General features: G+C 37.0%; 15 protein-coding genes. All 15 read right to left on the bottom strand.

Annotated elements, in window-relative coordinates:
* Nucleotides 1-51: 51 nt before the first annotated feature.
* Nucleotides 52-1,008, bottom strand: a complete 957-nt coding sequence (gene trxB / locus M1D66_RS01715; protein WP_001288078.1) for a thioredoxin-disulfide reductase — start codon at nucleotides 1,006-1,008, stop codon at nucleotides 52-54.
* An 85-nt stretch (nucleotides 1,009-1,093) separates the two neighbouring features.
* Nucleotides 1,094-2,605, bottom strand: a complete 1,512-nt coding sequence (locus M1D66_RS01710; protein WP_000517720.1) for a tetratricopeptide repeat protein — start codon at nucleotides 2,603-2,605, stop codon at nucleotides 1,094-1,096.
* Nucleotides 2,606-2,744: 139 nt separating this feature from the next.
* Complete coding sequence (locus M1D66_RS01705) at nucleotides 2,745-3,257, bottom strand: acyltransferase (RefSeq protein ID WP_001255083.1); 513 nt, start codon at nucleotides 3,255-3,257, stop codon at nucleotides 2,745-2,747.
* Between the two features lie 33 nt (nucleotides 3,258-3,290).
* The gene (ppaX, locus tag M1D66_RS01700; RefSeq protein WP_012593369.1) at nucleotides 3,291-3,941 is read right to left on the bottom strand and encodes a pyrophosphatase PpaX; all 651 of its coding nucleotides are present in this window, start codon (nucleotides 3,939-3,941) and stop codon (nucleotides 3,291-3,293) included.
* A 67-nt stretch (nucleotides 3,942-4,008) separates the two neighbouring features.
* Complete coding sequence (gene lgt / locus M1D66_RS01695; protein WP_000922850.1) at nucleotides 4,009-4,821, bottom strand: prolipoprotein diacylglyceryl transferase; 813 nt, start codon at nucleotides 4,819-4,821, stop codon at nucleotides 4,009-4,011.
* 26 nt (nucleotides 4,822-4,847) lie between these two features.
* Nucleotides 4,848-5,777: an HPr(Ser) kinase/phosphatase gene (hprK, locus tag M1D66_RS01690; RefSeq protein ID WP_001127250.1), complete on the bottom strand. Its 930-nt coding sequence runs from the start codon at nucleotides 5,775-5,777 to the stop codon at nucleotides 4,848-4,850.
* 156 nt (nucleotides 5,778-5,933) lie between these two features.
* Nucleotides 5,934-6,314, bottom strand: a complete 381-nt coding sequence (locus tag M1D66_RS01685) for a phage holin family protein (RefSeq protein WP_001267308.1) — start codon at nucleotides 6,312-6,314, stop codon at nucleotides 5,934-5,936.
* Nucleotides 6,315-6,429: 115 nt separating this feature from the next.
* Nucleotides 6,430-6,879, bottom strand: a complete 450-nt coding sequence (locus M1D66_RS01680) for a DUF4275 family protein (protein WP_000394745.1) — start codon at nucleotides 6,877-6,879, stop codon at nucleotides 6,430-6,432.
* A gap of 59 nt (nucleotides 6,880-6,938) precedes the next feature.
* A complete protein-coding gene (uvrA, locus tag M1D66_RS01675) occupies nucleotides 6,939-9,815 on the bottom strand; it encodes an excinuclease ABC subunit UvrA (protein WP_000045561.1) in 2,877 nt (958 codons plus the stop codon).
* Nucleotides 9,816-9,820: 5 nt separating this feature from the next.
* The gene (gene uvrB, locus M1D66_RS01670; protein ID WP_000401008.1) at nucleotides 9,821-11,797 is read right to left on the bottom strand and encodes an excinuclease ABC subunit B; all 1,977 of its coding nucleotides are present in this window, start codon (nucleotides 11,795-11,797) and stop codon (nucleotides 9,821-9,823) included.
* A 152-nt stretch (nucleotides 11,798-11,949) separates the two neighbouring features.
* A complete protein-coding gene (locus M1D66_RS01665; RefSeq protein WP_000151275.1) occupies nucleotides 11,950-12,381 on the bottom strand; it encodes a DUF4362 domain-containing protein in 432 nt (143 codons plus the stop codon).
* Nucleotides 12,382-12,426: 45 nt separating this feature from the next.
* Nucleotides 12,427-13,047 carry a hypothetical protein gene (locus M1D66_RS01660; RefSeq protein WP_000025221.1) on the bottom strand — a complete coding sequence of 207 codons (621 nt, stop codon included), beginning with the start codon at nucleotides 13,045-13,047 and terminating at the stop codon, nucleotides 12,427-12,429.
* Nucleotides 13,044-13,805 (bottom strand): MerR family transcriptional regulator, encoded by a 762-nt coding sequence (locus tag M1D66_RS01655; RefSeq protein WP_000260370.1) that lies wholly within the window; start codon nucleotides 13,803-13,805, stop codon nucleotides 13,044-13,046. Before M1D66_RS01655 ends, M1D66_RS01660 begins: the two co-directional genes overlap by 4 nt.
* A gap of 100 nt (nucleotides 13,806-13,905) precedes the next feature.
* A complete protein-coding gene (locus tag M1D66_RS01650) occupies nucleotides 13,906-14,133 on the bottom strand; it encodes a hypothetical protein (RefSeq protein WP_000524139.1) in 228 nt (75 codons plus the stop codon).
* Nucleotides 14,134-14,280: 147 nt separating this feature from the next.
* Nucleotides 14,281-14,478 (bottom strand): helix-turn-helix transcriptional regulator, encoded by a 198-nt coding sequence (locus M1D66_RS01645; RefSeq protein ID WP_000538359.1) that lies wholly within the window; start codon nucleotides 14,476-14,478, stop codon nucleotides 14,281-14,283.
* Between the last annotated feature and the right edge of the window lie 230 nt (nucleotides 14,479-14,708).

The following is a 14,708-nucleotide window of genomic DNA, read 5'->3' as shown; positions in this document are numbered from 1 at the left end:
AAAGAAGAAAGCTCCTGTCGGTAGCTTTCTTCTCACAAGGTATATTATCCCTTATTTTTCTGATACAGTTTTTAATTCCTCTAATAATTCTTCTACGTAATGTTGTGCACTTTGCGCTGCAATACTACCGTCACCTGTTGCAGTTACAATTTGACGAAGCATTTTTTCACGAACATCACCAGCTGCGAAAATACCAGGAATTTTCGTTTCCATACGCTCGTTCGTTTCAAGGTAACCATTTTCATTTGTAATACCTAGTTCAACAAATGGTTTTGATAAAGGTAACATACCGATGTATACGAATACGCCGTCAGTTTTGACTTCTTTCTCTTCTCCACTATTTACGTCCACAAGTGTTACACTTCCTACTTTACCACTTGCTTCGTTGATTTCTTTTATCGTGTGGTTCCAAATGAAATCTACTTTTTCGTTTTGGAAAGCACGGTCTTGTAAAATTTTCTGTGCACGAAGCGTGTCACGACGGTGAACGATCGTTACTTTTGATGCGAAGCGCGTTAAGAACACACCCTCTTCAACAGCAGAATCTCCACCGCCAATTACGATAAGTTCTTTTCCTTTAAAGAATGCTCCGTCACATACTGCACAATATGATACACCGCGGCCGCCAAGTTCTGTTTCACCCGGTACACCAATTTTTTTATACTCTGCACCGCTTGCAACGATAATTGCACGTGCTTTATATTCTTTTTTACCAGCAATAATTGTTTTGTATTCCTTACCATCGATGACTTCTTTCACATCACCGTATGCATATTCAGCACCAAATTTCTTCGCATGCTCGAACATTTTATTTGATAAATCTGGTCCTAAAATAGACTCATAACCTGGGTAGTTTTCTACATCTTCCGTGTTTGCCATTTGGCCACCTGGAATACCACGCTCAAGCATTAATGTGCTTAAATTTGCACGAGATGTATATACTGCAGCTGTCATACCAGCTGGTCCTGCACCAATAATAACGACATCATAAATTTTTTCTTCTGACACACTATTCACTCCTATCCATTCCTACACAATTAAGTTACCCTCATTATACTGTTAGCATCATTTTTTTCCCAATGATTTGCTTATCTTATGTGTGCGTACGCTTAACAGCTTGCACATACTTTCGGACAGTCGCTACAGATACATTATATACATCTCCAAGCTCCGACTGTGTCATTTTATTTCCTTGTTCGCCGCGTACAATGTATTCAATCGCAGCTGACCAGCCGTACACATTTGTAAATATGTCTCCAGATGTATATAAACGTATGAACGTACAAAACCAAAAGTGTAAACACTCTTCAATTAATTCATCATCTTTTTTCGTATAATTGTATAATGCATCCGCGATTCTCGCGCACTGCTCAAATTGCTGTAAATCAGCTGGAATACTCTTATGACTATTAAGTAAAAAGAAGTACTTTGCAAGTTGTGATACGATGGGAACACCGTTCTTCGCTTGTGTTATATCAAAGAAGAATCCCACCTTCTCCGGCGTTGACAATTCATTCATTAAATATAAAGCTAGCATTTGTTCTTCTAGCGTCGCACTTTGCTGAAATGATTTTCGTAATTCTTCAAATAACACGTTTTGTCCTTCATCTGCTAAATTCAGCGCATTCCACGGTTCTTTTCCCTTTTTATCAGGATGCAATTCCACGACATATTGCCACATTTTTTCAGCTAGTTGCTGATCTTTCACCATATAAGCAGAATATGCAAACCAATAATAAAAACTAACGTCTCCCTCATATCCTTGACGCTTTAATAATTTGAACCATTTATATGCATGCTCGAAATAACCAATTGTTGCAAGTGTAGTTCCCAGTTTCAAACGATGTTCAAATGAAATCGGATATACCGAAACTAGCTGTCCCGCTAACGCTTCTACTTGTTTATGCTCTCCAATTGAATATAGAAAAATAAGCGTATTACAAAGCGCATGTATATTACCAGGATTTTTCTCTAAAATCATTTCTGTTAACTTCAGTGCTTTGTCTACATTACCAGATTGAAAATGTGCAATGGCTAAATTATTATGACCTGACCAAAATTCCGGATAATCTTTCGTAACAATTTCTAATGTAGCAATTGCTTCTTCCAATTGTCCATTACGAATATAGCGATTCGCTTCTTCCTGCATAACAATTAAATCATCTTCATCTTCAATCTCTTCCGCACCCATTGCTTCTTCTTCCATAATCTCTAGAAGTTCTAATGTATCTTCTACGAATTCCTTCTCTTTTGCAACTTCTAAATAACGATCTGCATATTTCTTCGCCTGTTGAAATAACCCCATATATGCATAATTATTTGCAATAAAATAATAGCACTGTTCAAGTTCTGGATTAGATCTAACTAACTTTAAGAAGATTTGATTCGATTCTTGATATTCACCAGCCTCAGATAATACTGATGCTAATTGACATAAAATAAACGGCTCCTTCTCACTTTGTGCCGCTCTTCGAAAATATTTAATTGCATCTTGCAATTTTTGTCCTTTGTAAGCTCTCATCCCTTTTTTATAAAAGAAGTCCGCTAATTGATTAAAAGAGATAACTTGTCCGTTCTCCTTATATATCCTTTGATTTTTCCCCATATATCCTCCAGTTTTTTGTTTTCTTCGTTCACACATTCTTCTATCTATAAGTATAAACGATTCCGTAAAAAACAAAACAGTATATTATACTCAATTATTTCCTTTTTATTCATAAAAAAAGAGGAGAAATGTTACATTTTCACCATGAACCTTCTCTGGCGGTCATTTGCTCTTTCGTATAAATAATACGCATTGGATTTCCACCTACGAAAGCACCACTCGGTACATCTCTATGAACAAGTGTGCCAGCTGAGACAGTCGCACCGTCTCCAATTTTCACACCTGGTAATATTGTTACATTCGCTCCAATCATCACTTCATTTCCAATAACGATTTCCCCAAGTCGATATTCACGAATTAAATATTCATGTGCTAAAAGCGTTGTGTTATAGCCAATAATCGAATTCTCTCCCACAGTTATCTTTTCGGGGAACATAATATCCGGCATTACCATAAGCGCAAATGATGCTTTCTTTCCTACTTTCATCCGTAAAAAAGTGCGGTACAACCAATTCTTCACAGATAAAAATGGCGTGTAACGTGCAATTTGGATAATAATAAAGTTTGTCATTACCTTCCAAAAAGACACTGTTTTATACACATTCCATAATGAATTTTCTCCTGAAACAGGATAGCGCGTTGTCCGTCGCACTTAGCTCGCTCCTCTACTAACTTACTTGGACCTTTATGAACGGTTCATATTAGACAAAATCGGTAGCAAATCACTCATTTTATCTAGCATAAAGTCTGGCTTGTAAGCTTCTAAATAAGCTCTACCTTTCAACGTCCATGAAACCGCAGCTGTTTTCGTCCCCGCATTTTGACCACCGACAATATCATGATGATTATCACCAACCATCAATGCTTCTTCTGGTTTTGCATCTAATAATTCAAGCGCTTTTTGAAGTGGCTCTGGATGTGGTTTCACATTCTCTACATCATCAATTGTCACGACAACATCAAAAAATTCATCAAGCTTTGACAACTGTAATCCCATCTCAACGGTTTGTCTCGCTTTCGTTGTAACAATACCCACTTTATAACCTTGCCTCTTCAACTCTCGAACTGTTTCATATACAGTTTCATATTCTTCTACTAATTCATCATGATGATCATGGTTAAATTTGCGATAGCTTGTAATCATCTCTTCAACCTTATTTTCATCAATCTTACTGAAAGTATCATGCAAAGATGGACCGATAAATGGCAACACATCTTCACGCTTATATTGATTTGGATAATATGTATTTAAAGTATGTAAAAAAGAAGAAATAATAAGTTCGTTTGTATTAATTAAAGTTCCATCTAAATCAAATAACACTGTATTTATTCTCATCGCCTTAGTCCTTTCGCCTTCCTGAATATGAAAGAAGCAGCATCTTATAATAAGATGCTACTTGTCTCTAATTTTCTAAATATCTTTTATCAGCTTGCCCCATTTTTCGTCTCACAATAATGAAAATAATAGAAATAACAACAAGTCCAATTGACATTACTTGTGCGATACGAAGTGGTCCTAGCATTAAACTATCTGTACGTAAGCCTTCTACGAAGAAGCGTCCTACTGAATACCAAATTAAATATGTGAAGAATAACTCCCCGCGACGTAAATTCACTTTTCTTAATGCAAGTAGTAAAATTACGCCTGCAAAATTCCATAATGATTCATATAAAAACGTCGGATGATAGTACACACCCTCAATATACATTTGATTAATAATGAAATCTGGTAAATGAAGACCTTCTAAAAACTGTCTCGTTACTTCATCACCATGCGCCTCTTGGTTCATAAAGTTTCCCCATCGGCCAATTGCTTGTCCTAGTAAAATACTTGGTGCAGCAATATCTGCCAACTTCCAGAAAGAAACCCCGCGTCGCTTCGCAAAAAGAACACCGGTAATAACAGCCCCGATCAAACCACCATGAATCGCCAAACCACCTTGACGAATATTAATAATTTGACTCGGATTTTGTGCGTAATATTCCCATTCAAAAATAACATAGTACATTCTCGCAAAAAGAATAGCGATCGGCACTGCAATTAATACAAGGTCAACAAATGTATCTTTTGGAATACCTAGCCTTTCTCCCTCGCGAGTTGCCAGCCAAAGACCTAATAGCACACCTGTACCGATAATAATCCCATACCAATACACAGGAAACGGCCCAAGTTGGATAGCTACACGGTCAAGCTGTGGTACAGAAGCTAACAGCATATGTATATGACCTCCCTCTCCAAAGTTTACTCCTGATTTCCTAACTCAATTGCACTCATTAATCGTTCAGAGAACTGCTGTGCTGCATTGACTCCCATACGTTTTAAACGGAAGTTCATCGCTGCTACTTCAATAATAACAGCCAAGTTTCGACCAGGACGAACTGGAAGTGTAATCTTCGTAAGTTCTGTATCAATAATCTTCATCTTCTCTTCATCAAGACCTAAGCGATCGTAATTTTTCTTTTGATCCCAAATTTCAAGATTAATAACAAGTGTAATACGCTTATAATTTCGCACTGCCCCTGCACCGAATAACGTCATAACGTTAATAATACCTAGACCACGAATTTCTAATAAATGCTCAATTAAATCTGGTGAACTTCCGACTAACATGTCTTCATCTTCTTGACGAATTTCTACACTATCATCCGCAACAAGGCGGTGACCACGCTTTACAAGCTCAAGAGCTGTCTCACTTTTACCAACACCACTTTGACCTGTAATTAAAACACCAACGCCGTAAATATCTACTAACACACCATGAACAGCAGTTGTTGGTGCTAACTTACCTTCTAAATAGTTTGTTAAACGACTTGATAATCTAGTTGTCGTTTGAGAAGAACGTAATAAAGGCATACCTGATTCACGTGATGCTTGTAATAACTCATCTGGTACATCTTGATTACGAGTTACAATAATACATGGCGTCTCCTCAGTACAAAGCGCTTTCATTCTCTCTTGTTTTTGCTCTGACGTTAACGTGTCAAAGAACGTAAGCTCCGTCTTTCCAAGAAGCTGCACACGATCTGCTGGATAATATGTAAAAAATCCTGCCATTTCAATTCCAGGTCGTGATAAATCACTTGTATCAATCGGACGATGAATGCCTTCTTCACCACTGATTAACTCCAATTGAAATTGTTCAATTAAATCTTTTGTCCTTACTTTCGGCATATGTATAAACCTCCACTCCGCTGCGGGTTCAGTCTCGTTTGATGTAAAATTCCATTCTATCGGATATTGTACCATTTTTTTCTGGAAACAAGAAATACGGTTTCTAATAAATAGAAAAAAACATTTCATACGAATAATGAAATGTTTTTCTTTTTGTCACTTTCTCTTTTTTTCATATAGAGGTTCAACAATTGCCTTTTCAATTATCATATTAAAAATTGAAATACAAATTGCCGCAACAATCGCTACACCAAATCCTGATATATTAAAAGCATCTCCTAATAATGAATCTGCTATTTTTAACGTAATCGCATTAATAACAATTAAGAAGAAGCCGAAAGTTACAACAGTAATTGGTAGCGTAATTAAAATTAAAAACGGCTTTACGAACACATTTAAAACCGCCAATATAATACTAGCAATAATTGCAGTTTGTATATTTGCTACGTAAAATGCATCTGGTGCAATCCCTTTTAAAAGTCCCGATACAGCGATTAACACAACGCTATTTACAAGAAGTGATACAATCCATCTCATTTCGTCACACATCCTTTTAAACATATATATTTCATCATACGCTAATAGATAATAAACGCAAGTATGATACGAACACTTATATCAACTTATTCTATCTTTCATGCTTGTATACCTACTAACACTTCCTCGCAAAATAAGGACCACACCATCTATGCTCATGTGTTTTTACAAAAGTCCAAGTGAAATCTTTATCTACAATATAGATATCGCCTTTATACATATCGTACGTCTCCCGTAATATATCATCCATATGTAATAAACTCGCATCTTTTATTAGCAGTACATCTTCACAATGTTGATAGAATATATAGCAATCCTTTTTCACTTCATTATGAAACGCGTTTTCCGCTTCTTTACCCTCTAAACACTTCTTTTTCTCATAACTAAATATGTGCCATAGATAACCACATGCATACTTATCTCCATAAAGAAAAATATCTTCTTTTTCTTTATCACTTAAATGATTTGCAAAGTGATCCTCCCAGCGCTTGCGAAAATATACACCCCAACTTTGAAACTCTCTTACCTTCATATATTTCTTCCTTAACACCTCTAAAAACTCCATCTTCTCCCCCTATACAATAAAAACCGAGCGTCATTTCCACTCGGTTTTCATCAATAAACTTATTGCGATAACTCTACTTCTTTTATTTTCTCTTTCATTCTTGCTTTATCACGATTTAAAATCTCTTTTAAATACTTACCTGTGTATGAGCGCTCTTCTTTCACTACTTGCTCTGGCGTTCCGGAAGCAACGATTTGTCCACCTTTATCTCCGCCCTCTGGTCCAAGGTCAACGATATAATCAGCTGTTTTAATTACATCTAAATTATGTTCAATTACAAGTACCGTCTCACCGCTCTCAACAAGACGTTGCAGCACTTCTAGAAGACGTGCAATATCATGCGCATGCAAACCAGTCGTTGGCTCATCTAAAATGTATAACGTACGACCTGTAGAACGACGGTGTAATTCAGAAGCTAATTTCACACGCTGTGCTTCCCCACCAGATAATGTTGTTGCTGGTTGACCTAATTTCATATAACCAAGCCCAACATCTACAAGCGTTTGAAGTTTACGCTTAATTTTAGGAATATTGGCGAAGAATTCTACTCCATCTTCAATTGTCATCCCTAACACTTCAGAAATATTCTTATCTTTATATTTCACTTCTAACGTTTCACGATTATATCGTTTACCGTGACAAACTTCACACGGAACATACACATCTGGTAGGAAATGCATTTCGATTTTAATAATTCCATCACCACGGCACGCTTCACAACGGCCACCTTTTACGTTAAAGCTGAAACGTCCTTTTTGATATCCGCGCACTTTTGCTTCATTCGTTTGTGCAAACACATCACGAATATCATCGAATACACCTGTGTACGTCGCTGGATTAGAACGTGGTGTACGACCAATTGGTGATTGATCAATATCAATTACCTTATCTAAATGTTCAAGACCTTTAATCTCTTTATGAGTACCTGGCTTCGCTTTCGCTTTATATAACTTTTGAGCTAACGATTTATATAGTACTTCATTAATCATCGTACTTTTACCAGAACCAGATACCCCTGTTACCGCTACAAACGTACCGAGTGGGAATGACATTTTCGCATTCTTTAAGTTATTCTCTTTTGCGCCGACAATCTCTACTTTACGTCCATCACCTTTACGTCTTTCAAGTGGAACTGGAATAAACTCTTTACCACTTAAATACTTCCCTGTTAATGAATTCTCATCTTGCATAACTTCAGCCGGCGTCCCCGCTGAAACGACCTGTCCACCATGAATACCTGCACCAGGCCCTATATCAAGTAAATAGTCAGCAGCCATCATCGTATCTTCATCATGTTCAACAACAATTAACGTATTGCCTAAATCACGCATTTCTTGCAATGTACGAATAAGACGATCGTTATCACGCTGGTGTAAACCAATTGAAGGCTCATCAAGAATATAAAGTACGCCAGTTAGACGAGAACCAATTTGCGTCGCTAAACGAATACGCTGCGCCTCACCACCTGATAAAGTTCCTGCGGCACGGCTTAACGTTAAATAATCTAAACCAACGTTCACTAAGAACCCAACGCGCTCCTGAATTTCTCTTAAAATTAAATGAGCTATTTTTTGTTGCTTCTCCGTTAGCTCTACATTCGAGAAGAATTCTTGTACTTCTTGAACTGAATACTTCGTTACGTCAGCAATCGTTTTATTGCCAACAAATACAGCTAAACTCTCAGGCTTTAAGCGTCCACCTTTACACTTTGGACAAGCTTGTTCTGCCATATACTTTTCCATTTGCTCACGAATGTAATCGGAACTCGTTTCACGATAACGACGTTCAATGTTTGGAATAACACCTTCAAATAAAATCTCATTTTCCTTTACTTGACCAAATTCATTTACATAGCGGAAATAAACTTTCTCTTCTCCGCTTCCGTACAACACTTTATCAAATAAATCTTTCGGTATATCTTTCACAGGCATATCCATATCAACGCCGTAGTGATTACATACAGATTGTAAAAGTTGTGGATAGTATTGTGAACTTGTCGGTTCCCAAGGTGCAATCGCATGTTCATTTAATGATAAATCCCAGTTCGGGATAACAAGCTCTAAATCTACCTCTAGCTTTGAACCAAGTCCATCACAAGAAGGACATGCTCCGAACGGACTATTGAATGAGAACATACGCGGCTCTAATTCTCCAATTGAAAAACCACAATGCGGACAAGCGTGATGTTCACTAAACAGAAGTTCCTCTTCTCCCATAACATCGATTAACACTCGTCCCCCGCCAAGCTTTAATGCACTTTCAAGTGAATCAGCAAGACGGCTTGCGATTCCTTCTTTTACAACAATACGGTCAATTACAACTTCAATGGAATGCTTCTTGTTTTTATCTAACGCAATATCTTCAGATACATCAAGCATTTCACCGTCAACGCGAACACGAACATAACCTTGCTTCTTAATATCTTCAAGTACTTTTACATGCGCACCTTTACGCCCAGAAACGATAGGCGCTAACACTTGTAATTTCGTACGTTCAGGATATTCAAGAACGCGGTCTACCATCTGTTCTACTGTTTGTGACGTAATTTCAATGCCATGATTCGGACAAATTGGCGTACCAATTCGTGCAAATAATAAACGTAAGTAATCATAAATCTCCGTTACCGTTCCAACAGTTGAACGTGGGTTACGACTCGTCGTTTTTTGATCGATTGAAATTGCTGGTGATAATCCTTCAATCGTGTCCACATCCGGCTTATCCATTTGTCCTAAAAACTGGCGCGCATACGCAGATAACGATTCTACGTATCTGCGCTGCCCTTCTGCATAAATCGTATCAAATGCTAATGATGATTTCCCCGAACCAGACAATCCCGTTACAACAACAAGCTGATTTCTCGGAATGGTTACATCAATATTTTTTAAGTTATGTGCTCTAGCACCTTTTACAACGATAAAATCCTTGCTCTTACTCACTTTTTTCACCCTTCCGCTTTTAATTCTAATAGTAAATCTCTTAGTTCAGCTGCACGCTCGAAGTCTAACGCTTTTGCTGCTTCTTTCATCTCTGCTTCCATCTTCGCAATTGTCTTTTCGCGCTCTTTTTTCGTCATTTTCTTAGCAGGAGTTGCTTCGTATGTTTCTGTCTCTTCAGCAGCTGTCGTTGCACGGATAACATCACGAACGCCTTTTTGAATCGTTTTCGGCGTAATACCATGCTCTTCATTGTAAGCTTCTTGTATACTACGACGACGCTTCGTTTCTTCAATCGCAATTCCCATAGATTTCGTTATACGATCTGCATACATAATAACGCGGCCGTTTTCATTACGCGCGGCACGACCGATTGTTTGGATTAATGAACGTTCTGAACGCAAGAACCCTTCCTTATCAGCATCTAAAATAGCTACAAGTGATACTTCCGGAATATCTAATCCTTCTCGCAATAAGTTAATACCGACAAGTACATCAAATTTACCGAGGCGAAGATCGCGGATAATTTCAATACGTTCTAACGTTTTAATTTCAGAGTGAAGATAGTTAACTTTAATTCCTACATCTTTTAAGTAATCCGTTAAATCCTCTGACATTTTCTTCGTTAAAGTCGTAATTAATACACGTTCATTCTTTGCAATACGATCTTGAATCTCTCCTAATAAATCGTCAATTTGCCCTTCAATTGGTCGTATATCAATTGGTGGATCTAAAAGCCCTGTTGGACGAATAATTTGTTCTATTACTTCTGGCGACTGCTCTAATTCATACGGTCCTGGCGTTGCTGAAACATAAATAACTTGATTCGTTTTCTCTTCAAACTCATCGAATGTGAGCGGTCTATTATCTAAAGCTGACGGCAGACGGAATCCATGATCCACAAGCACTTGCTTACGCGCTTGGTCCCCGTTATACATCGCTCTTACTTGCGGTACTGATACGTGCGATTCATCCATAACGATTAAGAAATCTTTCGGGAAATAGTCTAATAGCGTATACGGCGTTGCCCCCGCTGGACGAAGTGTTAAATGACGGGAGTAATTTTCAATACCTGAACAAAATCCCATCTCGCGCATCATTTCTAAATCATAACGTGTACGCTGCTCTATACGCTGCGCTTCTAACAACTTGCCGTTATCATTTAATTCCTTTAAACGCTCTTCTAATTCTTTTTCTATATTTTCAATAGCGACCTTCATCTTTTCTTCACGTGTAACGAAGTGAGATGCCGGGAAAATTGCTACATGATCACGTTCTGCTAATACTTCTCCTGTTAACGCATTTACTTCGCGAATACGATCAATCTCATCGCCAAAAAACTCAATTCGAATACAATGCTCGTCAAGTGATGCCGGGAAGATTTCAACTACATCTCCGCGCACACGGAATGTACCGCGCTTGAAATCAATATCATTACGCCCATACTGTACATCAACAAGTTCACGAAGCAATTGATTGCGGTCCTTTTCCATACCAACTCGAAGTGAAACAACTAGCTCGCGGTATTCTTCTGGAGAACCTAAACCATATATACATGAAACACTCGCAACGATAATTACATCATCCCGTTCAAATAATGCAGACGTTGCTGAGTGACGTAATTTATCAATTTCATCATTAATCTGTGCGTCTTTTTCAATAAACGTATCTGTTTGTGGCACATACGCTTCTGGCTGATAATAATCGTAATAACTAACAAAATATTCAACTGCATTATTCGGGAAAAAGTCTTTCAACTCACTATATAACTGTCCTGCTAACGTTTTATTGTGAGCCATGACAAGTGTTGGCTTTTGCACTTCTTTAATGACATTTGAAATCGTAAATGTCTTACCCGTTCCTGTTGCTCCAAGCAACACTTGCTTTTTCTTTCCACTATTAATTCCCTCTACAAGCTTCTCAATAGCTACCGGCTGATCACCTTGGGGGGAATACGCTGAGACAATTTCAAATTGATGTTCCAAGTATAATCCGACCTCCTCATAAAAAATCTGTATTATTATTTTACCACGAATACCTATAAAAAACCTAAAAAAACGAACAGATATTCGGTAAAATTTTCGACAATATACACATAGAAAAAGGAAGGAGTAAATACTTCCTTCCTCTACTAATTCTATTTTTTAGATACATATACTAAGTCATATCCATTGCGCCCAGCTTCATTCATACAATCTGTTAACCGATAAGTACTTTCTGATTCGCGCAGCTCTTTAACAATACTTTTACAACTATCTTTATGTAATCCTTTATGGTCACCAGCAAACTTGTCTTGTCTACTATCTAACACATAAAGGATATCTTTCCCACTATGCTCTAACGTTTGAAAAACCGGGTCACCTTCATCGGTATACTGTACAATTCTTATTTTATCAACTTTCCCTTGATCAACGTTCATAACGAACTGTTCGAATTTATCTAGATTGGAAGTTCCTGCTTCCTTTACAATGATATCATTCTTCTTATCAATTATAGTGCTAGATGGTGAACATGCTACTAAACTAAAGAGAAATAGACATATACAACTGGTTCTTTTTTCTATTGTCATCCTCTCCTATAAAATTTATTTGTATACCAGAAAAGCTACTTTTAACTATGAAAGTAGCTTTTCTTTTCCTTTCTCCTTCTTCGGAAAAATCACATATGAAAATGAAATTGCTGTATCAACTAAAAATACAATCGCCCACACTTGGCTCACGCGACTTGCAGCTTTATTTAAAACGATTCCCGATTCTAACCAATTACCCCATTGTTCAAATGGAATAAATCCATACGCGAAGAAAAAGAATATGTGCACACCAACGAATAAAACAAGATGTAATATCCAATTTTTTATTTCCTGCTTTGTATAGGCCATGCCTGTTAATTCTACCTGTTCTTCAATAATAGGCGCCGGTTCATTACGCCATTTCGCAACTGATTTTTGTACAAATATATCAAGCTTCTTTAAATCCTTTTTCCCGTAGAAAACTGCATATAATAAAATGATTACAGTAATGATTTGAAAGTTAGAGAACTTTCCTGTTTGATAATAGTCCACTACTCCTAAAGTTAAAATAAACACTTCATTTACGAGGAGTACAATCCCCATAATAAAGCTCGCCTTTTTCAAACGGAATCCGTAGCGAAGTAAAAAGAAACCGATAGCTGATAACCAAAATACAATCTCTGCCCCAATTAAAAAATACCAACGATATTCTGCGAGTATACTCATTTATCCTTCTCCCTTTCATCATAAATACGAAAAGCCTCATCCATATATACTAAAAGTTCTTCTTCAATTGGATACATGCTCATTTTCTGTGAATCTTCCTTCGATTTTCTAACTTCCCATAACTTATCTAAAAACACCTCGTCACCATTAGCCATTTCTAAACACTTCTGCATTAATTTCTTCGTTGCCCGTTGTACCTCATCACTTGCAGTTTCTTTACCTTCCTTCATAAAATTACGTAATTGCTTTAATAAATCTACCCATTCTAAAACATTCGGATCTTCTTCACTCATATTCGGCAAATTATGAAGCAACTTTTGTTCTTCCTTTGAAAATACTTCATTTTGAAATATTTCACGTATACGAGGAGACTGTTTCGAAAGCTGAATAAGTTCAAACATAACTTTCCAATCAAGTTCTCCCTCTACATCTACCGAATAAACAACCGCTTGTAAAACACGCTCCATTCGATTAAATTTCTTTTGTTCTTCCTGTACAAAGCGAAGTTGTTTTTCAAGCGAATTTTTTAAATCCAGCTCACCTTTTACTAACATATTCGCAGCTTCTTTTAATGAAAATCCCATTTCTTTCAAAAATAAAATTTGTTGCAAACGAATAACGTCATTTTCACTATATAACCGATGTCCACCCTCTGTTTTTCCGCTCGGCTTTAATAAATCTATTTGATCATAATAACGTAGTGTACGTACTGTAACCCCTGTTTCTCTCGTCAATTGTTGTATTGAAATCACTACCATCACCTCTTCCCTTTCATTATAAAAGATGACGTTACGTAACTTTCAAGCGTTTTGTAAAAAAAATACAAAAAGCTGTTTATACAAAGTGTATAAACAGCTTTTATGGAAATAACCCCTTTTGTATGGCGCGCCCACAAAATAAAATAAGTGCTCCAACAACAACACTCGTTGCCGTTTTATGATAATGGGCTAATAATAATAAATAATACGATAAACCTACAGTACCAATCATAATACAAATGCTCGGCACTGGATTACGAGAAAAGTTTTGCATTCCCCAAAGAAGCGAAAATATAGCTGTAGCGACACATAACACCGGTAATCCCATCCCAGTTCCCCTTTTTCTATCTATTATTCTTTGTTGCTAACACACTCGTTGATGCCGTACTTATTAATAAACCAAAACCAATCCTTATATATTTAAACGTTTAATCTAATTGAAATCTCTCAAGCTTATCATTTATTTTCTTTCCCCTTACTCCAGCGTAAAGATTTCCTCCACCTTCACTCCAAAATATTTGGCGATTTTTAAAGATAACTCTAGACTCGGGTTGTAATGGTGGTTTTCAATCGCTACGATTGTCTGCCGCGTCACTTGCATCGCCTTTGCCATTTCAACTTGCGTTATATGATGTTGCTTTCTTAATTCTTTAATTTTATTTTTTACACCCATAGGATCCACCTTCAAAAGTAAAGATATCTTTACTTGAATTATAAATATTTTCCAGTTACAAGTAAAGATATCTTTACAAATTTTAGAAAAATATTTCATTGAACATCTACTCTAACAAAGTACAAGAGTAATTCAATTTATATCAGCGATTTTTTAAATATATCAGCGCAACTTAAATTATATCGGCGATTTCCCAAATATATTAGCGCAACTCCATTTATATCGGCGAT

The sequence above is a fragment of the Bacillus sp. PK6-16 genome, assembly GCF_056530295.1.
The sequence above is the reverse complement of the archived record's forward strand: the minus strand, read 5'-3'. Positions and strand labels throughout refer to the sequence as shown.